The sequence below is a fragment of the Catellatospora sp. IY07-71 genome, assembly GCF_018326265.1.
Taxonomy (GTDB): domain Bacteria; phylum Actinomycetota; class Actinomycetes; order Mycobacteriales; family Micromonosporaceae; genus Catellatospora.
The window spans coordinates 5,252,509-5,277,377 of the sequence record NZ_AP023360.1; the positions used below are offsets into that span (position 1 = coordinate 5,252,509).

Sequence of the window (24,869 nt, forward strand, 5' to 3'; positions counted from 1 at the left end):
ACGCGGGACGGTGGATCGCGACGTGCTCCGGTGGCGGGCGCCACACAGACTCCCACCGTAATGTTCAACTGGGCGGCAGCCCTCGCCATGGCGATCTTCGCCGCAAGTTTCCTCATAGTCGGGGTGATGTCGCTGCTGCCGGATGACGACACGTGGCGCACCTTCGCCCGTCATCTTGGCCGGCTGCTGCTGTGGGCGGTCTGCCTGGGCGGCTTGTTCCTGTGGGCCTTCTGGCGCTCGCTTCCCATCTTGGCGATCTGGGCCGCCGTACTCGGTCCGCTGCTGCTGGTACTCGTCGGCGGCAGGATCGGAACGCTGAGGCTGGCTCGTCTCGCCGACCGCCGGCAATAACACCGCCGACACGCCCGTCGCCGACCACGCCGCCGCCCGGCACTGGGCAGTCCAACGCAGAACTTGCGGTTTCGCCTACTTCCCGCCCGGTGCTCGGTGATGATGACGCAGGTGGAAGTCACCGAAGTGCTGCTGCCCGGGGTGGGAGTGCGATATGACTTCACCACCGGCCGCGGCGAGCGGTTCGCCGTCGTCACGCGCCGCACCGGCGACGTCGAGTTCATGGACTACGGCGACGATCCGGACGCCCCGGTGCCGCTGTGGCGGCTGGACGCCGAAGAGGCGGAGGTCGTCGCCGAGGTGCTGGGTGCCCCGCGCATCGCCGAACGCTTCGCGGATCTGACCAAGGAGATCCCCGGACTCGGCGCCGGGCAGGTGCCGGTCACCGGCTCATCACCGTACGCTGGGCGGCCGCTGGGCGACACCCGAGCACGGACCCTGACCGGCGCCTCGATCGTCGCGGTGGTCCGCGACGACACCGTCGTGGCGTCACCGCACCCTGATGAGGTTCTGCGTCCGGGTGACACCCTCGTGGTGATCGGCACCCACGAGGGCATCACCGGAGTCCAGGCAATCATCAGCGGATGACCTGTGCACGGATCCTCGGCCCTGCTGATCGAACTCGGCATCGTGCTGGCCGCACTGGCCACACTCGCGGCGCTGGCCCGCCGCTTCGGCTACTCGCCGGTGCCGCTGTACCTGATCGCCGGGCTCGGCCTGGGACCCGGCGGCGTGGCGCCCGTGCCTGCCGCCGGCTCGTTCGTGGCCACCGGCGCCTCGATTGGCGTCATCCTGCTGCTGCTCACCCTCGGTCTGGAGTTCACCGTCGGTGAGTTCACCGCCAGCGTCCGCCGGCACATTCCCTCGGCTTGGATCGACTTCACGCTCAACGCCGCACCAGGCGCGGTCACCGGCTGGCTGCTCGGGCTGGGCTGGACCGGGGCGCTGGCCATGGCCGGCATCACATGGGTCTCGTCCTCGGGCATCGTCGCCCGGCTGCTGGACGACCTGCGGCGGCTGGCCAACCGGGAGACTCCCGCCGTGCTGTCGGTGCTGGTCCTGGAAGACGTCGCCATGGCAGCGTTCCTGCCGCTGCTGGCTGTGCTCGCGGCAGGAGGAGCCTGGTGGCAGGCCATGATCAGCGTAGCGGCGGCAGTCGCCGCGATCAGTCTCGCGTTCGCCGCCACCCACCGCCTCGGCGGGCCGCTGGCCCGCGTCGTCGACACCGACGACCCTGAGCTTCTGCTGCTGCGGGTGCTGAGCCTTACGCTGCTCGTGGCGGGAGTGACCGAGCTTTTGCAGGTATCCGCCGCCGTCGGGGCATTCCTGGTGGGTCTGGCTCTCACCGGTCAGGTCGCCGACCGCACCCGCCGCGTCGTCGCGCCGCTGCGCGACCTGTTCGCCGCCGTGTTCTTCCTCGCCATCGGCCTGTCCATCGACCCGCGGGACATGATCCCGGTCCTGCCCACTGTCCTCGTGCTGGCCGCCGTCACCGCCACCACCAAAGTCGCCACCGGCTGGTACGCCGCCGCCCGTGAGGGCGCCGCCCGCCGCGGACGGCTGCGGGCCGGCACCATCCTCATCGCCCGCGGCGAATTCTCCCTCGTCATAGCGAGCCTCATCGCCACACCGCAGCACACCGACCTCAACGCCTTCGCCGCCGCATACGTCATCGTGCTCGCCGTCATCGCGCCACTGGCTACGAGAGCCGTCGATCGGGTCCGGCCACGATGACGGTCCCGTGCCGACGGCGCGGCCTGCAGCACTCGGTCACTCTTCGTCACCTGACAGCAGCACCCTGCCATGGTCATGGTGACGGTAGGGCATGCCCGTACCCTGAGATGCCGTTAAACTCCGCCTGGGTGTGCCGGGAAGTCTGGTCGGCGGGTTTCAAGCCATGACCGCCGGACTTCAGGAGATGATCGTGGACGCAGTTCGTCCGGACGCGAGGGAAGGCTCCCGCCGCTTTCGTGCCGAAACCGCCGACGGCTGTTTGCCATGACGATCTACCTGATCGCTGTCACGTTGCTTGTCGCAGCGATGCTTCTTCCGGCAGGCGTCCAGCGGTTGTCGCGTCAGCTGCCCACGGTCGTGTTCGACACCAGGGCTCGCGCCATGCTCGCCGCGGCGGCGGCGAAGGGCCCGGTCAGGATCATCGCGACGGAGCCACAGCTCAGCGAGCCCGTGCACCGTGCCGACCGTGACGACGAGGACTGGGACGGTGTCCTGTTCTTGGAGGTGACCATCGCCGCCACGTCTTCGGAGGCGGTCACCGTACGCGGCGTGCCGCACTACGGTCACCGGATCCTGGCGGCTCGGGCGACGGCATTGGTGCCGGCCATCGCAGCGGTGCTGCTGGCGGTGCGTGACACCACGGGCCTCGTGCCCACCGCCGAGTTCGGCTGGGCGCGGCGCGGCCTTGATACCGAGGCGGCGCACCTCGTTTTACGCGGACATGGCTTGATCGCCGCCCGGGCCCGGCACCTGCTCGTCGCCGCTGAGCCGGACCAGGCACGGCGACCGACGGTTCGTCTCGGTCCATGACGGCTGCCCGCGAGTGTCGGTGCAACTGCCCCACCGGTGCAACTGCGAGCACCCGATTCAGAAGGCCGGGGTGGCGGGACGTCGGGCGGGGTCATCGGTCGAGTTGCAGGCGGTGCCAGGAAAGCAGGGTCAGCAGGCCGAAGCCGACGGGGAGGACCATGGCCAGGAGGAGTTGGGGCAGGGCGACTGTATCGGGCAGCAGTGCCCACAGCGCGGGCGCGGCAGGCGGGAACCACGCGGCGTCGGCGCCGGCCACGACCATGATCTGCGTGACGGCCATCAGGCCGACCACGGCGGCGATCGCGGGGAGCAGCCCGCGGCCCAGTGTGGCCGCCCATGCCGCAGGTATGGCGAGGCCTGCGGTCATTGCCGTGAGGGCGAGCAGGCGTGCCAGACCGGCCCAGTCGGAAGGGTTCGGCGGCCGTCGGGTGACGGCTGCGGCGGTCACCGCGACGGCGGCGGTGAGTACGAGCGCCGCGGTGGCTGCCCACAGCAGGAACACGACGAGTTTGGCCGCGACTCCAGGCTCCCGCATTGTCAGTGCCGGGCTTGACTCGCACGGTTGGCGTACACCACGCCGTGCACCGAGTATGAGACACCTTTATCGAACGCCCCAGACGGCAACACCGACCAAAATCGTTGCGGCGATGAGGAGGGCTGCGGCAGCCGGGCCACGCTGGTCCAGGCGCAGCCGGGTCAGTATGCGTGACACGCGGCTCAGCACGGCCAGTGGCAGCGCGGCCCGCCACACGTCGCGTTCGACCTGGCCGCCTGCGAAGGTCACCACGCCCGGGAGATGCCCGACAGCGCGCATGAGCGGGCCGATCATGGCGCGGCTGCTGCGGCGGGCGGGCACACGTCCAGCGGTGATGTCGGCTAGCGCGGTGCGCAGGCCGCGCTCGTCGTTGGCCCAGTGCGCACGGAAGCGGATGGTGCCGTCAGGTTCGATGAGGTAGGCGGAGTTGGGTTTGGGGCTCATCGCCCGGTGCAGGCGCCCGTCGAGGTCGTCCACGGCGACCTCGAACGCCACGCCGTGGTGGTCGCGCAGTTCTTCGGCGTGCAGGAGCTTGTCGGCGAAGGTGCGGGGCTGGCCGAACTTCTCGCCTGGGTGTGCCTCTCGGGTGTTGACCAGCACGAACCGCACCTGGTCACCGAATCGGGCGTGGAGCCGGCGCAGGACCGGGCCGGCGCTTTCGGTGACCGGGCAGGTGCGCGAGCCGAACACCAGCAGCACCGGCTGCCGGCCGAGGTCGGTGTCGCGGAATCGGCCGCCGTCGAGGACGGGCAGGTCGAAGGCGGGAACCCGGTCGCCGGGGCCGGGGGTGTCACGGGCGAAGGTCAGGTCGTCGATGAGCAGCGCCGTGCGGAAGCGGGTGAACCGGTAGGCGGCTGCGGCCTGGGCATCGTCGGCGGTCGTCGTCAGGGCCACGGTGTTCTCCAATCGAGTTGACTGATCGGTCAAGTCTGCGGGTATGTGAAAGGCGGTCCGGCGAAGCCGCGCGCCCTACCTCGGCGCGAGCAGCATCCGCAGATCCGCCTTGGCCTGCAGGGGCAGGTGGGGGTCGTCGTAAGCCTGGGCGAGCAGGGCCAGGCCCTGCAGGTGCGCGAGCAGCCGGGTGGCCGAGCCGGCGGTGTCGAGCCCGGGATCGACCTCGCCGCGGCCTTTGGCCTCGCTGATCGCATCGGCGAAGTAGCGCTTCCATGCGTCAAGCACCCGGGTGACGTGGGCCCGAGCGTCGCCGCCGTGCCCGGCGAGTTCGGCGGCCAGGCCGCCCAGTGGGCAGCCGGGGGTGGTGCCGGTCTTCTCGCGCATCATGGCGAGCATCGCGGCGAAGTCGTCGATGAAGCGGTCGATGCGGGCCAGGGGTCCGACGTCGTCGGCGAACGCCTCGTCGAGCACTGCGCTCATCATCGTCCAGTTGAGTTCGAAGACCGCGGCACCCAGGGCGTCCTTGGACGGGAAGAAGTGGTACAGGCTGCCTTTGTGGACGCCTGCGGCTCGGCACACGTCGTCGGTGCTGACCTGTGCCAGTGAGGTCCCGTGGACCAGGTCTCGTGCCACCGCGACGATACGGTCCCGCGTGTCTCGCGCCATCCCCGCCGCCCCTTTCTTGACCGCCCGGTCCACTTTAAAGACCGGTTGACCGTACGGTCAAGTCAGGAGGTCGTGGCGGGCTGAGCAGCCGATCCGAGGGCGTGTCGGCGGTAGCGGCCGGGCGGCTGGCCGTGGGTGCGAGCAAAGGCGCGGTTGAAGGCGAACTCGGACGTGTATCCGACGTCGCGGGCGATGGCGGCCACCGGGAGGGTGGTGTTGCGCGGCTGGTCGGGAGCCCCGCTGCGAGCCGGTGGGTTAGGGAAGCTCGGTGAAGCGTTCCACCCGGTCGACCGGTCCGGCGATCACAATGATGTCGCCGTACTGCAGCACGGTGTTCGCGTCGGCGTAGGTGAACTCCTGTCCGGGCGTTTGCACGCTCACGATCGTGATGCCGTACTTGCGCCGCAGGCCCGACTGGCCGAGCGCGACACCGACGGCTTCGTGCGCGGGGCGGGTCTTGACCAGGGCGAAGTTGGAGTCGATCTCCATGTAGTCGAGCATCCGGCCGGAGACCAGGTGCGCCACCCGCTCGCCCATGTCGTGTTCGGGCAGCACGATGTGGGTGGCGCCGATGCGTTCGAGGATGCGGCCGTGCTGGCGGCTGACGGCCTTAGCCCAGATGTCGGCGATGCCGAGTTCGACCAGCAGCGACGTGGTCAGGATGCTGGCTTCCAGGTCACTGCCGATGGCGACCACGGCGCGGCTGAACTCGGCCACGCCGACCTGGCGCAGTGCCTCCATGTCGGTGGCATCGGCGGTCACCACGTGGGTGAGCTCACCGGACAGCGACTGCACGACCTTGGGCCGGTGGTCGATGGCGAGGACCTCGGTGCCGCGGCGCATCAGCTCCAGGGCCAGTGAGCTGCCGAAGCGGCCCAGTCCGATGACGGCGACGGGGTCGCCTGCGCTAGCCGACAAGGGGGCGCTCCTCGGGTAGTTCGTAGCGGCGTACGCGGGTGCGCAGCGCCAGGGCGGTGCCCAGGGTCAGCGGCCCGACCCGGCCGACGAACATCAGCAGGGTGAGCAGGGCGTGGCCCGCGGTGTCGAACTGGGCGGTGATGCCGGTCGACAGGCCCACGGTCGCGAACGCCGAGACGGCTTCGAACAGGACCTGGTCGAGGCTGTGCGGGCTGAGCACCAGCAGCAGGTAGGTCGCTGCGGCGACGGTTCCAAGGCTGACCAGGGCGATGGTGATCGCCTGACGCTGCAACTGGCCGGGCAGCTGCCGGTGGCCGACGTTGACGCTCGGTTCGCCGCGCAGCTCGGCCCAGATGACGAAGGCGAGCAGCCCGAACGTGGTGACCTTGATGCCACCGGCGGTGCCGGCGCTGCCGCCGCCGATGAACATCAGCACGTCGGTGGCCAGCCAGCTCGACGGATACATCCCGGCGATGTCGATGCTGTTGAAGCCGGCGGTGCGGGGCATGACCGCGGTGAAGAACGCGTTGAGCAGCTGGTTTCCGCCGGACATCGGGGCCAGGGTGCGCGGGTTGCGGAACTCGGTGGCCAGGAACACCAGCGTCCCGCCGGCCAGCAGGATCACGGTGACGGCCACCGTGATGCGGGTCAGCACCGTCCACCGGCCGGGCCGTCGCCAGTTGCGGCGCAGTTCGAACAGCACCGGGAAGCCGAGACCGCCGATGATCACGGCCACGCTGATGGTGGTCAGGATCCACGGGTCGGAGTTGAACCGGATCAGGCCGTCGGGCCACAGCGCGAAGCCGGCGTTGTTGAACGCCGACACCGCGTGGAAGACCCCGAGGTAGACGGCCCGCCCGAACGGCTCACCGTAGCCGATCATGAACCGGGCGGTCAGGACGACCGCGGCGGCTGCCTCGACGCCCAGGGTCAGCAGGACGATGTTGCGCACCACCCGCCGTACGTCGCTCATCTGCAGCGTCTTGGTCTCGGCCTGGGCCAGCATCCGGGCGCGCAACCCCAGCCTGCCCGAGATCGACAGGGCGAACAGCGTGCCCAGTGTCATGATGCCCAGCCCACCGACCTGGATCAGCAGCGCGATGACGACCTCGCCGAACACCGACCAGTGGGTGCCACTGTCGACCACGACCAATCCGGTCACGCACACGGCGGATGTCGCGGTGAACAGTGCGTCGATCAGCCGGGCCGGTTCGCCGGACTCGGTCGCCGCCGGCAGCAGCAGTAGGCCGGTGCCGACCAGCACCGCGGCGGCGAACCCACCGACGATCACCTGGGCCGGGTGCTCGAAGCGGTCCAGGATGATCGACGAGACGCTGCGGCGCACCCGGCGAACATACAGCAGGCCCGCCGGGCGTGTCTGCCACAGCCGGTCGGGCAGGCGCCACCTGTTGCCGACGTCAGGCGGGTCTTTGTCAGGGCTGCTGATGCGCGGGTGGGTTGGTGGGCCGGTCGGTGTGCGGCCGTTCGGACAGCGCCCGGTCGGTCGCGGCGGCTTCGGTGGCGGTCATGGCCTGGGGTGCCGCGGTGGGCAGGGCGAGCACCATGGTGACTCCCCCACCGGGGGTGGACTCCGGGCGCAGCGTGCCCCCCATCGCTTCGGCCAGGCCGCGGGACAGGGCCAGGCCGAGGCCGAGGCCGGTGTCGTTGTCGCGGTCGCCGAGGCGCTGGAACGGCAGGAACACCTGTTCGCGCTGGTCTTCGGGGATGCCCGGGCCGTGGTCGATGATCCGCAGCTCGACCTGGGCGTCGTGCTCGCTGGCAGTGACCAGCGGCGGCCGACCGGGCGGGCTGAAGCGCAGGGCGTTGGTCAGGAGGTTGACCAGGACGCGCTGCAGCAGGCCGGGGTCGGCGGACACGGCTGTCAGATCGTCGGCGATGCGCACGTCCACACCGCGGCCGGGTGGGCCGAGTTCGTCGAGGGCGTGGGGCACGGCCTCGTCGAGCCAGACGTCGGTGGCGATGACGCCGAGCGCGCCGGCCTGCAGACGGCTCATGTCGAGTAGGTTGGCGACGAGGCGGGACAGCCGGTCGAGGGATTCGGTGGCAGTGGCGAGCAGTTCGGTGCGTTCGTCGTCGGTGAGGTCGATGTCGTCGCTGCGCAGGCCGGCGACGGCCGCGATGGCTGAGGCCAGGGGTGTGCGCAGGTCGTGGCTGACCGCGGTCAGTAGCGCGGTGCGCAGCTTGTCGGCTTCTTCGAGGGGTTTGGTTCGGGCGGCCTGCTCGGCCAGGCGCTGCTGGCGCAGTGCGAGGGCCGCCTGGGCGGCGAACGCTTCGACGATGCGGCGGTCGGCGGCGGGCAGGGCTGGGCCGCGCAGCACGATCGTGATCTGGTCGTCGACGGGTACGGAGGTGTCGGCCTGGGCGGGGGTGTGGCAGGGTGGGCCGCCGACGGTGGCTGCCACGCGCCAGGCGCCGGGGTCGGTCTGGCAGTCAGGGCCCGGTGGGGTGTCGTCGCGGCGTTCCAGCACGGTGACCGACTCGAGGTGAAACGTCTCGCGGAGGTTGTCCAGCAGGGCCTGCAGGGGTTGCGTGCCGCGCAGGACGCTGCCGGCGACGGTGGCCAGGGTGGCAGCGTCGGCGGAGGCGCGGGCTGCTTCGCGGGTGCGCCGGGCGGCGAGGTCCACCACGGTGGACACCGCGGCGGCGACCAGCACGAACACGATCAGGGCGAGGAGATTCTCGCGCTGGGCGATGGTGAAGGTGTGCACCGGCGCGGTGAAGAAGAAGTTGAGCAGCAGCGATCCCGCGACGGCGGCCAGCAGCGCCGGCCACAGCCCGCCGACCAGCGCGACGGCGATGACCATGGCCAGGTACAGCAGGATCTGGCTGGGCAGGGACAGCTGGTCGCGGAGCGAGTAGAGCAGCAGGGTGAGCGCTGGCAGCCCGGCCAGAGCGAGCATGAGGCCGGCGAGGCGGCGGCGCGGGGACAGGGCTGAGGTGGCGGTGGCCAGGGGGCGCTGGCGGCCGCGGCCGGCGCGTTCGTGGGTGACCAGGTGTACGTCGATGGTCCCGGATCGCGCGGTGGTGGTCACTCCGACGCCGGGGGAGAAGATCTGCGCGATGCGGCCGCGGCTGCTGGCGCCGAGTACGAGCTGGGTGGCGTTGACGCCGCGGGCGAAGTCGAGCAGCGCGGCCGGGATGTCGCTGCCGACGACCTGGTGGTAGGTGCCGCCCAGGCTCTCCACCAGCATCCGCTGCTTGGCCAGCAGAGCCGGGTCCGCCCCGGCCAGGCCGTCGGAGCGGGCCACGTGCAGGGCGAGCAGGTCGGCGCCTTTGCCGCGCCCGGCGATGCGGGCCGCGCGGCGGATCAGGGTCTCGCCTTCTGGCCCTCCGGTAAGCGCGACCACGACCCGTTCCCGGGCTTCCCAGGTCTTGCCGATGCCGTGGTCGGCGCGGTAGCGGTCGAGCTGCTCATCGACCTTGTCGGCCAGCCACAGCAGGGCCAGTTCTCGCAGCGCGGTGAGGTTGCCGACCCGGAAGTAGTTGCCCAGTGCCGCGTCGACCTTGTCGGCGGCGTAGACGTTGCCGTGGGCCATGCGCCGCCGTAGCGCCTCGGGGGTCATGTCGACCAGTTCGACCTGGTCGGCGTCGCGGACGATCTGGTCGGGCACGGTCTCGCGCTGCACGATGCCGGTGATCTGCTCGACGACGTCGTTGAGCGATTCCAGGTGCTGGATGTTGACGGTGGTCAGCACGGTGATGCCGACGTCGAGCAGTTCGTGGACGTCCTGCCAGCGTTTGGTGTTGCGGCTGCCGGGCACGTTGGTGTGGGCGAGTTCGTCGACGACGGCGACCTGCGGGGCGCGGGCGATCACGGCGTCGACGTCCATCTCGGTGAAGGTCGCACCGCGGTACTCAAGGCTCTTGCGGGGCACGGTCTCGAGGCCGTCGATCATGTCGGCGGTGTGCTTGCGGCCGTGGCTCTCGACGAACCCGATCACGATGTCGGTGCCGCGGCTCTGCCGGCGCTGGGCCTCCTCCAGCATGGCGTAGGTCTTACCGACGCCGGGTGCGGCGCCGAGGTAGATCCGCAGCTGTCCACGCGCCATAGCCGGATCATCCCGCATCACCGGATACATGTCGTGCGTTCCGCACAGGTGGGGCTGCTCATGCGCCGGAGCACGGATGATCCTGACAAGATCTTGACGGCGGATGGCGGGATCGCGTGATCTCACTGCCGCACGGTTCGGCCGACGGCCGACCGCCTCGGCCACGGGATCGGCCGCGGGCTGACGGCGTTTCACACCCGCCACACCCGCAGCATGAGCACTTGCCCGCCGACGATCATCGGGACGGTCCGTGGGCGGGCTCGTCCAGCGGGACGAACCGGTATCCCATGCCCGGCTCGGTGACCAGCTGTCGCGGGTGGGCCGGGTCGATCTCAAGCTTGCGGCGCAGTTGGGCCATGTACTGGCGCAGGTAGTTGGTCTCGGTGGCATACTGCGGGCCCCAGATGTCCTGCAACAGCTGCCGCTGGCTGACCAGCTTGCCGGGGTTGCGGACGAGCAGGCCGAGCAGTTGCCACTCGGTCGGTGTCAGCCGGACCTCACCCCCACCGGAGACGGCGCGGACCTGGTGGTTGGCGACCTCGACGTCGTGGTGGCCGACACGAACCAGGCTGGGCGCGGCCGGTGCGGCCGCGTGCCTGCGCGTCACCGCCCGGATCCGGGCGAGCAGCTCGTCGACGCCGAACGGTTTGGTCACGTAGTCGTCGGCGCCGGCATCGAGGGCCTGGACCTTGTCCTCGCTGCCGGTCCTTCCGGACAGCACCACGATGGGGGCGGTCGACCAGCCGCGCAGCCCGCGGATCACCTCCACGCCGTCCATGTCGGGCAGGCCGAGGTCGAGAACGACGACATCGGGGTGGTAGGCGCCCGCCGCGCGCAGCGCGCTCGCGCCGTCGCCGGCCAGTTCCACGTCGTAGCCGCGGGCTTTGAGGTTGATGCGCAGCGCGCGTAGGATCTGCGGCTCGTCGTCGACGACGAGGATCTTCGTCATACCTTCGTTTCCTTCCCGGCGTCGGCCTGCGGGGACGTCCGCGCGGCGGGCAGTGACAGCACCATGGTCAGCCCGCCGCCGGGGGTCGCCTCGGGGATAAGCGTGCCGTCCATGGCCTCGCTCAGCCCGCGGGCCAGGGCCAGGCCCAGGCCGACTCCGGTGTCGTTGCTGCGGTCGCCCAGCCGCTGGAACGGCAGGAACACCCGGTCCCAGTCGGTTTCGGGAATGCCGGGGCCGTGATCGACGATACGCAGCTCGACCCGGCCGTCGTGGGCGCTGGCCAAGACCTGCGGCGGGCTGCCGGCGGGGCTGTGGCGCAGGGCGTTGCCGATCACATTGACCAGCACCCGCTCCAGCAGCCCCGGGTCGGCCGCGACCGCGGGCAGCTCAGCGGGGATGCGTATGCGCACGCCGCGGGCGCCTTCGCCCAGCTCGTCCAGGGCGTGCGGCACGACCTCCTCGAAACCCATCGGCCGCGCAGACACTCCGAGGACACCTGCCTGCAGCCGGCTCATGTCCAGCAGATTCTCGACGAGGCGGTTGAGCCGGTCCAGGGACTCGGCGGCGGTGGCCAGCAGCTCGGCCCGGTCGGCCTCGTCGAAGTCGACGTCGCTGCCGGCCAGGCTGTCCACGGCTGCCTTGGCCGATGCGAGGGGGGTGCGCAGGTCGTGGCTGACCGCGGCCAGCAGCGCGGTGCGCATCCGGTCGGCCTCGGCCAGCGGCACCGCCGCGGCGGCCTGCTCTGCCAGGCGTTCCTGGCGCAGCGCGAGGGCGGCCTGGGAGGCGAAGGCCTCCAGGATGCGCCGGTCGGCGGCGGCCAGCGGCTGCCCGCGCAGCACCAGGGTGAGGTCGTCGGAGACCGGCACGTCGGTGTCGGCCTCGTGGGGGCTGAAACACGGCTGGCCGCCGACGGCGGACACGACCCGCCAGGACGACACGTCGTGGCGGCGGTCGGGTCCGCGGCCGGCGCCTTCGCGGCTTTCGAGCAGCGTCACCGACTCCAGGCCGAAGGTCTCCTGCAGCCGCTGCAGGAGCGCGGCCAGCGGCCGGCCGCCGCGCAGCACGCTGCCGGCGACCGTGGCCAGGGTCTGCGCCTCAGCGCTGGCCTGCGCCGCCTCGCGGGTGCGGCGGGCGGCGGCGTCGACGGTGGCGCTGACCGCGATGGCCACGATGACGAAGACCGCCAGGGCCAGCAGGTTCTCGTTTTCGGCTATGGTCCAGGTCCGCACCGGTGGGGTGAAGAAGTAGTTCAGCAGTGCCGAGCCGCCAAGCGCCGCGAGGATGGCCGGCCACATGCCGCCGACCAGCGCCACCGCGACGACCGCGGCCAGGAACAGCAGGATGTCGGTGCCCAGGGTAAGGTCGCCCAGTTCGTACAGGACCAGCGTCAGCAGCGGCAGCCCTAGGGCCGTCAGGGCGAACCCGGCCGCCCGCCGGTGGGCCGATAGGGCGCTGCCGGCCGGGCGGGCGAAGCGGCCGCGGCCGACCTCGTCGTGGGTGACCAGGTGGACGTCGATCGGTCCGGACTCGGCGGTGGTGGTGACGCCGACGCCGCGGGAGAAGATCTGGGCGAAGCGGCCGCGGCGGCTGGCGCCGAGCACGAGCTGGGTGGCGTTGACGCCGCGGGCGAAGTCGAGCAGGGCCTTCGGGACGTCGGTGCCGACGACCTGGTGGTAGGTGCCGCCCATGCTCTCGGCGAGGATGCGCTGCCGGGCCAGCAGTGCGGGGTCGGCTCCGGCCAGGCCGTCGCTGCGGGTGACGTGTACGGCGAGCAGGTCCGCACCGCGGGCCCGATCGGCGATGCGGGCCGCGCGCCGGATCAGCGTCTCGCCCTCGGGGCCGCCCGTGAGCGCGACCACCACCCGTTCCCGGGCCTCCCAAGTCTTGTCGATCTTGTGCTGATTGCGGTACTTGTCGAGCTGCTCGTCGACCTTGTCGGCCAGCCACAGCAGGGCCAGCTCGCGCAGCGCGGTGAGGTTGCCCACGCGGAAGTAGTTGCCCAGCGCCGCGTCGATCTTCTCGGGCCGGTAGACGTTGCCGTGCGCCATCCGGCGGCGCAGCGCCTCGGGCGTCATGTCGATCAGCTCGACCTGCTCGGCGCGCCGGACGACCTCGTCGGGGACGGTCTCGCGCTGAAGCACGCCGGTGATCGTCTGCACCACGTCGTTGAGCGATTCGAGGTGCTGGATGTTCAGCGTGGACAGCACGTGGATGCCGGCGTCGAGCAGCTCACCGATGTCCTGCCAGCGTTTGGCGTTGCGGCTGCCCGGGACGTTGGTGTGGGCGAGCTCGTCGACGAGGACGACCTCGGGCCGGCGCGCGAGGATCGCCTCGACGTCCATCTCGGTGAAGACAGCGCCGCGGTACTCGATCGTGCGGCGGTCGACCATCTCCAGGTCGCCGATCATCGCCATGGTGTGCTTGCGGCCGTGAGTCTCCACGAAGCCGACCACCACGTCGGTGCCGCGCTCGCGGCGGCGCTGCGCCTCTTCGAGGGCGGCGTAGGTCTTGCCCACGCCGGGCGCGGCGCCTAGGTAGATGCGCAGCTCGCCTCGCGACATGCTGTCCTCTCTTGCGGGGTGGGCGGGCGGCCGGGTGACCGTGGAGGTGTCACCCGGCCGCCCGGGTCCATCGTGCGCCGGCCGTTACAGCCGGTCCAGGGCCAGGTTCAGCTCAAGGACGTTGACGCCGGGTTCGCCCACGAACCCGAGCACGCGGCCGGTGGTGTGCTCGTCGATCAGGGCGTTGACCTTGTCGACGTTGATGCCGCGGGCAGCGGCGACACGCTTGGCCTGCAGCTTGGCGTACGCGACGCTGATGTGCGGGTCGAGCGAGCTGGCGCTTGCGGTCACCGCGTCAGCGGGCACAGCCGAGGTGTCCGGGGCGTCGCCCCGGACGGGCACCAGCACGCCCTTGCTGTAGTCCTCGCCGAACTTGCCGCACTCCACCGTCACGCCCTCGTACGTGGTGATGAACGGGGTGGCGGGGCAGGCCTGGTTGACGCTGACCGCGCGGGTCACCTTGCCGGACAGGCCGTCGCTGTAGAACACGCGCAGCACGGCGCCGACGCCGTCGGAGGTGCAGTACGGCCTGCGGCCGCCGACGCCCTCCAGCTCGCCCACGGCCTTGCTGCGGGCGCAGACCTGGGTGAGCAGGGCCTGCTTGCTGCCGTCACCCTCCTCGGAGTTCGGGTCTAGCGACGGGTCGCCGAGGGTGTCCTCCATGCTCTCCGGGCCGAGGTTACTGGCCGCGGTGACGTCCGGGTCCCATCCGGAGGCCGACGGGCGGCTCTGGAAGTACTTGGCCACCGGGTTGCCGTCGGCGTCGACGAAGCCCTGGCCGATGAGCGAGCTGCCCACGGGCTGCCCGTTCACCTCGACCAGTGAGCCGTTGGCGTTGTCGCGCAGACCGGGGATCTGCGCGACGCCGGTGATGACCAGCGGGTAGAGGATGCCGGTCAGCACCGTGAAGAAGACCAGCGCGCGTACGGCGGCCAGGTGCTGGGAGATCCAACCGGGTGTACGCATGTCAGCCGATCCCTGGGATGAGCGAGATGATCATGTCGAGGAGCTTGATGCCGAGGAAGGGTGCGATGATGCCGCCGAGGCCGTAGACCCACAGGTTGCGGGTCAGCAGCTTGCTCGCGCTGGACGGCGTGTAGCGCACGCCGCGCAGTGACAGCGGGATCAGCGCGATGATGATCAGCGCGTTGAAGACGACGGCGGACAGGATGGCCGACTCGGGGCTGGACAGCCGCATGATGTTGAGCGCGTCCAGGCTCGGGTAGACCACCGCGAACATCGCCGGGATGATCGCGAAGTACTTGGCGATGTCGTTGGCGATGGAGAACGTGGTCAGCGCCCCGCGGGTGATGAGCAGCTGCTTGCCGATCTCGACGATCTCGATCAGCTTGGTCGGGTCGGAGTCGAGGTCGACCATGTTGCCGGCCTCCTTGGCGGCCGACGTGCCGGTGTTCATGGCCACGCCGACGTCGGCCTGGGCCAGTGCCGGGGCGTCGTTGGTGCCGTCGCCGGTCATCGCGACCAGGCGGCCGCCCTCCTGCTCCTTGCGGATCAGGGCGAGCTTGTCCTCCGGGGTGGCCTCGGCCAGGAAGTCGTCCACCCCGGCCTCGTCGGCGATGGCCTTGGCGGTCAGCGGGTTGTCCCCGGTGATCATGACGGTGCGGATGCCCATCCGGCGCATCTCGTCGAACCGCTCGCGCATGCCGGACTTGACGACGTCCTTGAGGTGGATGACGCCGAGCGCGCGGGCCTCCTGGCCGGGCACGTGCTCGGCGACGACCAGCGGGGTGCCGCCGGTGCCGGAGATGCCGTCCACGAGCGCGCCGACCTGGTCGGTGGGGTGACCGCCGTTGTCGCGTACCCACTTCATGACCGCAGAGGCGGCACCCTTGCGGATCATCCGCGTGCTGCCGTTCTCTGTGATGTCCACACCCGACATGCGGGTATTGGCGGTGAACGGCACGAAATGCGCGTGCGGCATGACGCCTTCCTCGCGGGCGCGCAAGCCGTGCTGTTCCTTGGCGAGCACCACGATCGAGCGGCCCTCGGGGGTCTCGTCGGCGAGGCTGGACAGCTGGGCGATGTCGGCGACCTCCTGCTCGGTCACTCCGGTCACGGGCAGGAACTCCCACGCCTGGCGGTTGCCCAGGGTGATCGTGCCGGTCTTGTCCAGCAGCAGCGTGTTGACGTCGCCGGCCGCTTCGACGGCGCGGCCGCTCATGGCCAGCACGTTGCGCTGCACCAGGCGGTCCATGCCGGCGATGCCGATCGCCGACAGCAGCGCCCCGATGGTGGTCGGGATGAGGCAGACCAGTAGCGAGACGAGCACGATGGCGCTGATGCCGTCGGCACCGAACGCCGCGGTGTCCGGGGCGGCGGCCATCCAGTTCTTGGCGTAGATCGCCATCGGCTGCAGGGTGACCGTGGCCAGCAGGAAGATGATCGTCAGTGCCGCGAGCAGGATGTTGAGCGCGATCTCGTTCGGGGTCTTCTGCCGGTCGGCACCCTCTACGAGCGCGATCATCCGGTCGATGAAACTTTCGCCCGGCTTCTGAGTGATCTTCACGACGATCCGGTCGGACAGCACCTTCGTGCCGCCGGTGACCGCGCTGCGGTCCCCGCCTGACTCGCGGATGACCGGGGCCGACTCGCCGGTGATCGCCGACTCGTCGACGCTGGCGATGCCCTCGATGACGTCGCCGTCGCCGGGGATGACCTGACCGGCCTCGACGACCACGATATCGCCAAGCGCGAGGGCGGCCGCCGCGACCGGCTCCTCCCGGTAGGCGGAGGGCTTGGCACCCTCGGACCAGCCGACCAGCCGGCGTGCGATGGTGTCCTTCTTCGCGCTGCGCAGCGTCGCCGCCTGGGCCTTGCCCCGGCCCTCGGCGACCGCCTCGGCGAGGTTGGCGAAGACGACGGTCAGCCACAGCCAGACCGTGATCGCCCAGGAGAACCCGGACGGCTGCGTGATCGCCAGGACGGTGGTGAACACGGCGCCGACCTCGACGATCAGCATGACCGGGTTGCGCCACAGCGTGGCCGGGTTGAGCTTGCGCAGGGCGTCGGGCAGCGACTTCCACAGCTGCTTCGGATCGAGCAGCCCACCGCCCACTTTCCGCGGCTCCTGCCGCGGTTTGGTGGATGCCACTGATGTGACAGTCATTTCTTGTCCTTGTCTGTTTCTGCGGGCGGGCTCACAGGCCCTCGGCCAGTGGGCCGAGCGCGAGTGCGGGCAGGAAGGTGAGGGCCACCAGGATCACGACGACGCCGACTACCATGCCGATGAACAGCGGCTTGTGGGTGGGTAGCGTGCCCGCCGAGGCGGGAACGGGGGTCTGCCGGGCCAGGGAGCCGGCCAGACCGAGCGCGACGATGATCGGCAGGAACCGGCCGAGCAGCATGGCCAGGCCCAGCGCGTTGTTCCACCACGGCGTGCTCACGGTGATGCCCGCGAACGCCGAGCCGTTGTTGTTGGCCGCCGATGTGAACGCGTAGACGACTTCGGAGAAGCCGTGCGGGCCAACGTTGGCCTGGGTCTGCCAGTTGCCGGTGGCCATCGCCGCGGCGACGCCGATCAGCACCAGCGCCGGGGTGATCAGGAAGTACATCGACGCGAACTTGATCTCCCGGGCGCCGATCTTCTTGCCGACGTACTCCGGGGTGCGCCCGACCATGAGACCCGCGATGAAGACGGTGATCACGGCCAGGGTCAGCATGCCGTACAGGCCCGCGCCGACACCGCCGGGCGCGACCTCGCCGAGCATCATGTTGACGATCGGCATCATGCCACCCAGCGCCGTGTACGAGTCGTGGAACGAGTTCACCGACCCGGTCGAGGTCAGGGTCGTCGCGGCGGCGAACGTCGCGGAGTTCGAGACGCCGAAGCGGATGTCCTTGCCCTCCATGGCCGCGCCCACGGCCTGCGGGACGGTGCCGGCGTGGTTGAGCTCGAACACGTTGGTCAGCGCGACACTGCCGATCGCGATGATCGCCATCACGGCCAGGATCGCGTACCCCTGCCGGTTGTCCTTCACCATCCGGCCGAACACCCGTGGCAGCGCGAACGGGATGCACAGCAGCAGGAAGATCTCCAGCCAGTTCGTCCACGTCGTCGGGTTCTCGAACGGGTGCGCTGAGTTGACGTTGTAGAAGCCGCCGCCGTTGGTGCCCAGGTCCTTGATCGCCTCCTGGCTGGCCACCGCGCCGCCGGTGATGTGCTGCCGGCCGCCGGTCAGCGTGGTGATCAGGGTGCCGTCGGACAGGTTCTGCACCGCGCCGCCGGCGATCAGCAGGATCGCGGCGACGGCGCTGATGGGCAGCAGGATGCGCAGCGTGATCCGGGTCAGGTCCACCCAGAAGTTGCCCAGCTGGCCGGTCTTGCGCCGGGCGAAACCGCGTACGAGGGCCACCGCGACGGCGATGCCGACGGCCGCGGATACGAAATTCTGCACCGCCAGCCCGGCCATCTGGGTGAAGTGGGTCATGGTGGACTCGCCGGAGTACCACTGCCAGTTCGTGTTGGTCACGAAGCTGACCGCGGTGTTCCAAGCGCCGTGGTCCATCACGGCGGGGAACTCGGGCGTGTCGAACCAGAGGTTCTGCAGGCGCATCATCGCGTAGAGGGCCAGCAGTGAGATCAGCGAGAACGCCAGCACGCTGCGGGCGTACACGCCCCAGGACTGCTCCGCGTTCGGATCCACGCCGAGCACCTTGTAGATGCCGCGCTCGACGCGGCCGTGCCGCTCTGCGGCGACCACCCGGAACATGTAGTCACCGAGGTAGCGGTACGCGACCGCCAGCGCGGCGATGAGCGAGAGGACGAAGATCGCTCCCGCGGTTGCCGTACTCATCGTCAGGACAACTCTCTTCAGGCTTTCAGAACTTCTCGGGGAACAGCAGGGCGAAGACCAGGAAGACCGCCAGTGCGCAGGCGATCACCAGGCCGGCCAGGTTGGCGTTCACAGCCGCTCCACTCCCCTTACGACGAGTGCGAGCACTGCGAACACACCCACCGTGAGCAGCACGTAAGCTAGATCGGCCATCGTGCGCCTCCTTCATCAGTGTGTTTTTTGCGGTAGTTTGCCCGTATTCTGTCCGGTGTCGGGCAACCCGAAGCCGGAACGGACGTAATCCAACTCCCGAAAACAACCCGCATAAGCGGTCTTGACGACATCGCTACGGGCGCGGCGCGAAATTTGACGCGGTCTTGACGGCGCGGTGAGCTGCGCCACCGGGGCTTGTCAGTCCGCACTCTCAGCGGCAGCGTTGTGCCGCCCGACGACTTCGGTCAGGCCCAGCACGGTCCGGGCGGGCTCGAACCACGTGGCAGAGCGTTTGACCTGTTCGTGGTGTGGAAAGCCGGCGCAACTGTCGAAGACGCCCACGTCACCGTGTCGGGTGCCGACGGCGAAGTCCTGGCACGGGCATCGCCCCCAGGCCCTGACCACGTGCAGCATCGGCGCCACCCGTGGCGGCTCGAAACGCGCCGAGCGTACGTGACCTGGACGAACCTGGCACCTGCCCGCACACTGGCGCAGTGCAGTCCGTGTATCGAAACGCCCGCAGTCGACTTACGGTGCAGCAGTGGTGTTCGGACACCCTTGCCCGAGCGGAGTTCCCGCTGGCCACCACAACCGTCGACACCGCAGCCGGCAAGGTCCACCTCACCTCGGCCGGCGCCGGCAAGCCACGCATCGTCGTGATCCCCGGAACCGGGCACAACGCCGCAGCGGCGCTGCCATGGCTACGTGCCTTGTCGGCCTGCTGGCCGACCACCATCGTCGACCTGCCGGGACAGCCCGGTCTCAGCGACCCGCGCCGACCCCGGCGCGCCAGGCTCGCCTGGTACGGCCGCGTACTGGCCGAAGTCCTGAAGACCGCGCAGCTGGACGACGTGATCCTTGTCGGAAACTCGCTGGGGGCAGCGGTCGCACTTTCGGCAGCCTCACCCCGCATCACCGCACGGGCGCTGGTCTCACCTGCCGGATTCGTCAGCCTCACCGTCGATCCGAAACTGATCCGGGCTTCCATGGCGTGGCTGCTGCGTCCCACCATCGACCACACCCGTGACATGCTGCAGCTGTTCGTCGCCCCCGGCCGGAGCGCACCCGAATCAGAAGTCGACTGGATGACCCTGATGGCTGCGAACTGCCGTACGACTCTGGCTCCGCCGCCGCTGCCGGCCGCCGTCCTGGCCGACCGCGCCCAAGTTCCCTGCCTGGTCGCCGTCGGCGAACACGACCGGTTCCTGCCACCGCGACGCCTTGCCCCGGTGGTTCAGCACACCACCAACACCCGGCTGAGGATCATCGGATCAATGGGCCACCTGACCACCCCCGAACACCTCAGCGACGTGGTGGCGCTGGTAGCTGAGGTCGCAGGCCCGTCCAGCAGCTGACCGGTCAGAATCCGACGCTGGCGCAGGTGTCAGTGGCGACCGCTGGTCAGCCGACCGGTGCTGCCACGCGCCACGCACAACCGCCATGTCCGTGGATGCGCCGGCGTTCACCGCTGGTCAGCACGCTCACTGCGGACGACCCGCTGTGCCTGCTGTGTCGCCGGGTAACGGACGTCGGTAGCAGCGATGGCGAGTTGAGCTGTGCCACGATCGGCTGGGCCGCCGCAGCGCGCACATCGACCGCAGCGGCCAGCCCAATACCCCGTCGACGGCATCCGTGAGCAGGTCAGCGGCCCCACACAGCCGCATCGTGGCAGTGACCTGCGCAGACGGGTTGATCACCGAGAAAGGCAGGTTCCGGCGCGCAGCCTCCCGCCGGCAGTCGATCACCGCCGCGACTCCGACAGCGTCGATGAAGCCGACCCCCGACATGTCCAACGCCAACCTGGACGCCGCCCGGGTCCTGAGCACCGCGACGGCGACCTTGCGCAGCAGGTGAGCGGTGGCGATGTCGACCTCACCCGACACGGTCAGGCAGAGATCACCGGCCCTGGCGCTCAGGCGGATGGTGAGGTCGTCAGGCTGCACGAACACCCCGCAGCCGACAGCCTCGGCAGGCGGCATCGGGAACCGGTCTCATGCGTGCTCCTAAGCGGTCGGCGATCAGCTCGCCGACCAGACTTCCCGGCACACCCAGGCGTCAAGGTACGGCCAGTAACCCTCTGCTTGCAATAAGCAAATCGCTGGGTCGCCCACCGCCCGCCGGGGAGCGGTCTGAGAAACTTGGCCGTCTGCGGCATGATGCCGATCATGTCTCCTCAGCCGGCGCAGGCTACCGGGCACGCGTGGCGCATGAATGGTGGTGCCGCGGACCTGCGGTGAGCTCACCGCATCGGTCCGCCGCACCTCGGCCTGCCCGAAGCCGCCGACCAGGCGCTGTTTCGATGTCAGAAGAAGCGCAGCCACAGGTACGGCACACACACCGCGACCGTGATCACCGTGACGATCAGACCGTACTTGGTGAACTCCCAGAACGAGATCTTCTTCCCGGCTCGTTCGGCGATACCGAGCACGACGACGTTGGCCGACGCGCCGATCGCGGTGGCGTTGCCGCCCAGATCGGCGCCCAGCGCCAGCGCCCACCACAGGACGTTGCCCTGTGGGGTCCCGTCGGCTTTGACCAGGTCGGCGACGATCGGGCTCATCGTGGCGACATACGGGATGTTGTCGATGATCGCCGACAAGCCTGCCGACGCCCACAGCATCAGCATCGTCGCACCCCACAACCGGCCCTCGACCGCGCTGGAGGCCGCATGCGACAACTGGTCGATGACACCGGTGTTGACCAGCGCGCCGACCATGATGAACAGACCCGCGAAGAAGATCAGGGTGTGCCATTCGACATCACGGGCGATCTCGTCGGGATCCAGGCGGGACGCGGCCAGCAGCATCAGCCCGCCGACTATCGCGACGACCGACGGTTGCAGGTGCAGCACCGAATGGAGCATGAATGCGCCCAGCACCAGTGCGAGCAACACGAGGCTCACGGCCAGCAGCCGCGGGTCGCGGATGGTCTCCCGCTCGCGCATCGCCATGATCGATGCGACGCGGGCGCTGTCGTGGCGGAACGCGTCCCGAAACAGCCACCGGCATAGGGCCAGGAACACCACGATCAGGATCGCCACGATCGGCGCCAGGACGCTGAGGAAGTCGTTGAACGTCAGCCCGGACCGGCTGGCGATGATGATGTTTGGCGGGTCGCCGATCAGCGTCGCGGTGCCGCCGATGTTGGACGCCATCACCTCGGCGATCAGGAAAGGTGCCGCAGGCAGGCCCAGCTTGTCGCACACGAACAAGGTCACCGGCGCGACCAGCAGCACCGTGGTGACGTTGTCCAGCCACGCCGACGCGAACGCGGTCAGCAGCACCAGGATGACCATCACCGGATAAGGCCGTCCGCGGGCGCGTTTGACAGCCCAGATGGCCAGGTATTCGAACAGGCCGGTGCGGCGCAGCACCGCCACTATCAGCATCATGCCGATCAGCAGGAAGATGACGTTCCAGTCGATGCCCGACTCGGGGGAGAAGAATGCGTTCTCGGCGTCGGTGGCGCCGAGCAGCAGCATCGCGACCGCTCCGCCCAGCGCCGCGGCGACCCGGTGCACGAACTCGGTGGCGATCAGCACGTAGGCGACGGCGAACACCGCCACCGCCAGCCACGCCTGGGTGCTCAAGCTGGCATCACCCGGTCCAGCAGCCCGTGCAGCGTGACCGCGCCCTCCAGCACGCCGTCGACGACGGCGACCAGCGGGCTGCGGGTGCGCGCCATCAACGCCGCGATCTCCAGCGCGGTGGCCTGCGGGGACACGACCGGCAGCTCGTGCGGCTGCGGGGGAAGCAGTTCCCGCACCGTCCGGTCGCCGAGCTCCCGGATGAACACGTCCGCGGCCGCCTCGTCGACCAGCCGCGCCAGCAGCGGATCGTCCTGGCAGTACGACGGGACCGCCAGCCGCAGCACCTGCGTGCCGGGCAGCACCGCGAAGGGCGCACCATGCTCGTCAACGACGATCAGGCCAGGCAGATCCGCGTCGGCCAGGATCCGGGCCGCTTCCATCGCCGACGTCGACAGCGTCACCGTCGGATACGGCACGACAAGATCAGCAGCGCGCACAGTTCCTCCACCGCTCGGCGAAACGGAGCCGGTCGACGTGTCGAACCGCGGCGACCGCCACCGACGCTAGCCGATCATGCCGCCGTCCGGTATGGCGACGCCTGCGACCGCACACCGCAGACCGAACACGTCGCCGTACCGGACGGCGGCCTCGATCGCGCGTCGGTCGGGATGCAGGTAGCGCTGTGTCGTGGTCAGGGAACCGTGCCCGGCGATCTTGCGCAGGACGTGCACGGGCACCCCCGCGTCTGCCATCCACGTCAGCCCGGTGTGGCTGCCCGAGGACCACAGCCTGCGCAGGATGATCAGGCAATGGGCTGCCGGCCCGCCGGTTCTGGCGCGGCGAGTATCCGGGTGACGGGCGCCGATGCGGCGAAAGGCCCAGGCACAACCTCACCTCGGAGGATCCCAGAGAGGTCGGCGCTCAGGTCCAGGTCAGACCCGTCGGGGTTGGTGTAGCCCATCTCGGCTTGGTAGCTGGTCCCGAGGCGGTCGGTGGTCACCGCGGCGACCACGTGGGTGCCCGGGTGGGTCACCTCGACGCGAAGGGTGCCGGCTGCGGAGTCGAGCACCTCGACTCGCACGGGTGATGAGCCTGTGATGATGGCCGTGGGTTCCGCGCGGAACGGCTCGGCGCCCTCCGCGTAGACGTTGCCCTCGATCCAGACCGGCAGGCGTGGCCCGGCCATCGCGCTGCCGTGCTCGTTCGGGTACTCCTGCGCCGTCGGATAGGCGTCGTACTGCGAGGTGCCCACCGGGGTGGGCATGAAGCTGGCCTGCCCGGGCACGCCGTCCATGTCGATCGCGCCGGACCAGAAGCTCGCGAGCGTCGATTCCGACTGCGGTTCGGTGTGCTCGGCGCGCGCGCCGTCGCCGACGAAGACGTTGTTGTAGAACCGGTTGTCTCCACCGAGGATGTTCGAGACTCCGTAGACGGCCGTGGAGTGCGGGAGGTGGTACGGGGTGTACCGCTGGTGCTCGGTGCAGTTCGCGATGCGACCGGCGATGTAGTTGTGCACGTAGGCGCCGCCGCTGGACATGTCCTTGACCGCCCACGGTGACAGGAACAGGTTCGAGTCCACGAGGTACGGGCCGTGGCAGACCTCGACCATGAAGTCTTCGGCGGTGGAGGCGTAGAAGACGTTGCGCCGCACCAGGGTGCCCTGGGCCTGCCAGTCGAGCCACAGGGCACGGTGCGTGTGATGGATGGTGTTCCCGCTGATCACGGTGTCGATCGCGGCATGCAGCTTGATGCCGGCCACCTCGGCGCCGTGCCACTGACGCTTCACGTGGATGCGGGAGATGTGGTTGTCGCTGATGGTCGAGAACGCCGCCCCCAGGTGCCCGACGATGCCTGCCTGCTCGCAGTCCCGGATCGTGTTGCGGCGCACCGTGTGGGAGCCGACGTGATCCCGGCCCCACGGGTGCGGCTCGCCCGCGGCGGGCCCGCGCAGGGCGAGCGCCCGCTGGATCACCTCGCGCTCGCGCTGTGTGCCGCCCTTGGCACCCTTCGGCCCTGCGGCGGCCTCGTTCTGCCCGGTGCTGGCCTCTTTGCCCAGCGAGACGCCGACGTTCTTCGAGTCGGTGATCGTGTTGTCCTCGATCACCCAGCCCTTCGACCAGTGCGGGCCGATCAGGCCCTCTTGCAGCGCCGTGGGCGGGGCCCACTGCGTGGCGGCCTTCGTCAGGGTGAAGCCGCGCACCGTGATGTGGTCAACGCCCGTGGCGGCGGGCCAGAAGACGAACTTGCGCGCATTGATCTCGATCTGGTGCTCCGCCGGGTCGGCGCCGCCGAAGTTCGCCCAGATCGTGGTGACGTCGTCGCCCACCTCGCAGTACCAGGTCAGCAGCGAGCCCGCCTGGTCGAACGAGTCCACGGTGACCTCGGGGTGCTCGACGCCGGCCATGGTCAGCGACTCGTACAACGACTTGCCGTCGAGATACACCTCGCCCGTGTGCCAGGTGTTGACCTGGTCGAAGAACCAGTCCCCACCGATGCGCTCGAGGTAGGGGTTGCGCGACCCGAACAGGGAGTTCGGCACGGTCGCCACCCAGACCCGGCCCGCCGAGCCGGCGTGCGGATGCCAGTCGCCGATCACCTCAGCACCCGAGATCGTCACCTTCTCGAACAGGCCATCCGCGCCCAGCGCAGCCTGGTAGGTGATCGGCGCAGCAGCCGTACCGCCGCGCGGCGGGTTCACCCACTCGCGGTACACGCCTTCGTGCACGACGACGGTGTCTCCCGGCTGAGCCAGCGCCGCGGCAGCACCGATCGTGAGCAGGGGGGCCTGCGCGGTTCCGGCGGCGGTGTCGGAACCAGACTTCGCGACGTGCAGCTCCACGCCGGTA

The 24,869-nt window shown here is 69.9% G+C and carries 22 protein-coding genes and 2 pseudogenes; 5 read left to right on the forward strand and 19 right to left on the reverse strand.

The window, feature by feature from the left end; genetic code table 11:
* Positions 1-60: 60 nt before the first annotated feature.
* The 4 genes from CS0771_RS23270 to CS0771_RS23285 all read left to right on the forward strand — a co-directional run bounded on the left by CS0771_RS23270 (position 61) and on the right by CS0771_RS23285 (position 2,895).
* Complete coding sequence (locus CS0771_RS23270; RefSeq protein ID WP_212842978.1) at positions 61-351, forward strand: hypothetical protein; 291 nt, start codon at positions 61-63, stop codon at positions 349-351.
* 111 nt (positions 352-462) lie between these two features.
* A complete protein-coding gene (locus CS0771_RS23275) occupies positions 463-939 on the forward strand; it encodes a cation:proton antiporter regulatory subunit (protein WP_212842979.1) in 477 nt (158 codons plus the stop codon).
* Between the two features lie 3 nt (positions 940-942).
* The gene (locus CS0771_RS23280; RefSeq protein WP_212842980.1) at positions 943-2,085 is read left to right on the forward strand and encodes a cation:proton antiporter; all 1,143 of its coding nucleotides are present in this window, start codon (positions 943-945) and stop codon (positions 2,083-2,085) included.
* Between the two features lie 264 nt (positions 2,086-2,349).
* On the forward strand, positions 2,350-2,895 hold the full coding sequence (locus CS0771_RS23285; RefSeq protein WP_212842981.1) for a hypothetical protein: 546 nt from the start codon (positions 2,350-2,352) through the stop codon (positions 2,893-2,895).
* Between the two features lie 91 nt (positions 2,896-2,986).
* Here the strand turns inward: CS0771_RS23285 and CS0771_RS23290 are convergent, their stop codons facing one another.
* From CS0771_RS23290 to CS0771_RS23355, 14 genes and pseudogenes are all read right to left on the reverse strand, one after another.
* Positions 2,987-3,430, reverse strand: coding sequence for a hypothetical protein (locus tag CS0771_RS23290; RefSeq protein WP_212842982.1), 444 nt, complete (start codon positions 3,428-3,430; stop codon positions 2,987-2,989).
* Positions 3,431-3,496: 66 nt separating this feature from the next.
* Positions 3,497-4,324, reverse strand: coding sequence for a redoxin domain-containing protein (locus tag CS0771_RS23295; RefSeq protein ID WP_212842983.1), 828 nt, complete (start codon positions 4,322-4,324; stop codon positions 3,497-3,499).
* A gap of 75 nt (positions 4,325-4,399) precedes the next feature.
* Complete coding sequence (locus CS0771_RS23300; protein ID WP_212842984.1) at positions 4,400-4,990, reverse strand: TetR/AcrR family transcriptional regulator; 591 nt, start codon at positions 4,988-4,990, stop codon at positions 4,400-4,402.
* 62 nt (positions 4,991-5,052) lie between these two features.
* Positions 5,053-5,211 (reverse strand): annotated as a pseudogene (locus tag CS0771_RS23305) (helix-turn-helix domain-containing protein); the annotation flags it as partial.
* A gap of 34 nt (positions 5,212-5,245) precedes the next feature.
* On the reverse strand, positions 5,246-5,908 hold the full coding sequence (locus CS0771_RS23310; protein ID WP_244870972.1) for a TrkA family potassium uptake protein: 663 nt from the start codon (positions 5,906-5,908) through the stop codon (positions 5,246-5,248).
* A complete protein-coding gene (locus CS0771_RS23315) occupies positions 5,898-7,253 on the reverse strand; it encodes a TrkH family potassium uptake protein (RefSeq protein WP_244870973.1) in 1,356 nt (451 codons plus the stop codon). Before CS0771_RS23315 ends, CS0771_RS23310 begins: the two co-directional genes overlap by 11 nt.
* A gap of 88 nt (positions 7,254-7,341) precedes the next feature.
* A complete protein-coding gene (locus CS0771_RS23320; RefSeq protein ID WP_212842985.1) occupies positions 7,342-9,978 on the reverse strand; it encodes a sensor histidine kinase KdpD in 2,637 nt (878 codons plus the stop codon).
* A 235-nt stretch (positions 9,979-10,213) separates the two neighbouring features.
* On the reverse strand, positions 10,214-10,927 hold the full coding sequence (locus CS0771_RS23325; RefSeq protein ID WP_212842986.1) for a response regulator: 714 nt from the start codon (positions 10,925-10,927) through the stop codon (positions 10,214-10,216).
* The gene (locus CS0771_RS23330; protein ID WP_212842987.1) at positions 10,924-13,488 is read right to left on the reverse strand and encodes a DUF4118 domain-containing protein; all 2,565 of its coding nucleotides are present in this window, start codon (positions 13,486-13,488) and stop codon (positions 10,924-10,926) included. Before CS0771_RS23330 ends, CS0771_RS23325 begins: the two co-directional genes overlap by 4 nt.
* 84 nt (positions 13,489-13,572) lie before the next feature.
* Positions 13,573-14,454 carry a potassium-transporting ATPase subunit C gene (locus CS0771_RS23335; protein ID WP_212842988.1) on the reverse strand — a complete coding sequence of 294 codons (882 nt, stop codon included), beginning with the start codon at positions 14,452-14,454 and terminating at the stop codon, positions 13,573-13,575.
* A 1-nt stretch (position 14,455) separates the two neighbouring features.
* Positions 14,456-16,615, reverse strand: a complete 2,160-nt coding sequence (gene kdpB, locus CS0771_RS23340; protein ID WP_212842989.1) for a potassium-transporting ATPase subunit KdpB — start codon at positions 16,613-16,615, stop codon at positions 14,456-14,458.
* 31 nt (positions 16,616-16,646) lie between these two features.
* Positions 16,647-18,302, reverse strand: a complete 1,656-nt coding sequence (kdpA, locus tag CS0771_RS23345; protein WP_212842990.1) for a potassium-transporting ATPase subunit KdpA — start codon at positions 18,300-18,302, stop codon at positions 16,647-16,649.
* 25 nt (positions 18,303-18,327) lie between these two features.
* On the reverse strand, positions 18,328-18,510 hold the full coding sequence (gene kdpF, locus CS0771_RS39705) for a K(+)-transporting ATPase subunit F (RefSeq protein ID WP_212842991.1): 183 nt from the start codon (positions 18,508-18,510) through the stop codon (positions 18,328-18,330).
* 182 nt (positions 18,511-18,692) lie between these two features.
* Complete coding sequence (locus CS0771_RS23355) at positions 18,693-18,908, reverse strand: hypothetical protein (protein ID WP_212842992.1); 216 nt, start codon at positions 18,906-18,908, stop codon at positions 18,693-18,695.
* Between the two features lie 80 nt (positions 18,909-18,988).
* On the opposite strand from CS0771_RS23355, the gene CS0771_RS23360 reads away from it, so the two are divergent.
* Positions 18,989-19,849, forward strand: a complete 861-nt coding sequence (locus tag CS0771_RS23360; RefSeq protein ID WP_212842993.1) for an alpha/beta fold hydrolase — start codon at positions 18,989-18,991, stop codon at positions 19,847-19,849.
* 126 nt (positions 19,850-19,975) lie between these two features.
* On the opposite strand, the gene CS0771_RS23365 is transcribed toward CS0771_RS23360, so the two are convergent.
* The 5 genes and pseudogenes from CS0771_RS23365 to CS0771_RS23385 all read right to left on the reverse strand — a co-directional run bounded on the left by CS0771_RS23365 (position 19,976) and on the right by CS0771_RS23385 (position 24,862).
* A complete protein-coding gene (locus tag CS0771_RS23365; protein ID WP_212842994.1) occupies positions 19,976-20,473 on the reverse strand; it encodes a lipid asymmetry maintenance protein MlaB in 498 nt (165 codons plus the stop codon).
* A gap of 323 nt (positions 20,474-20,796) precedes the next feature.
* A complete protein-coding gene (locus tag CS0771_RS23370) occupies positions 20,797-22,083 on the reverse strand; it encodes an SLC13 family permease (protein ID WP_212842995.1) in 1,287 nt (428 codons plus the stop codon).
* Entirely contained in the window at positions 22,080-22,520 is a 441-nt protein-coding gene (locus tag CS0771_RS23375; protein WP_212842996.1) for a CBS domain-containing protein, read from the reverse strand. Before CS0771_RS23375 ends, CS0771_RS23370 begins: the two co-directional genes overlap by 4 nt.
* A gap of 144 nt (positions 22,521-22,664) precedes the next feature.
* Positions 22,665-22,793 (reverse strand): annotated as a pseudogene (locus CS0771_RS39710) (tyrosine-type recombinase/integrase); the annotation flags it as partial.
* A 32-nt stretch (positions 22,794-22,825) separates the two neighbouring features.
* Positions 22,826-24,862, reverse strand: a complete 2,037-nt coding sequence (locus CS0771_RS23385; protein ID WP_212842997.1) for a right-handed parallel beta-helix repeat-containing protein — start codon at positions 24,860-24,862, stop codon at positions 22,826-22,828.
* Positions 24,863-24,869: the final 7 nt, after the last annotated feature.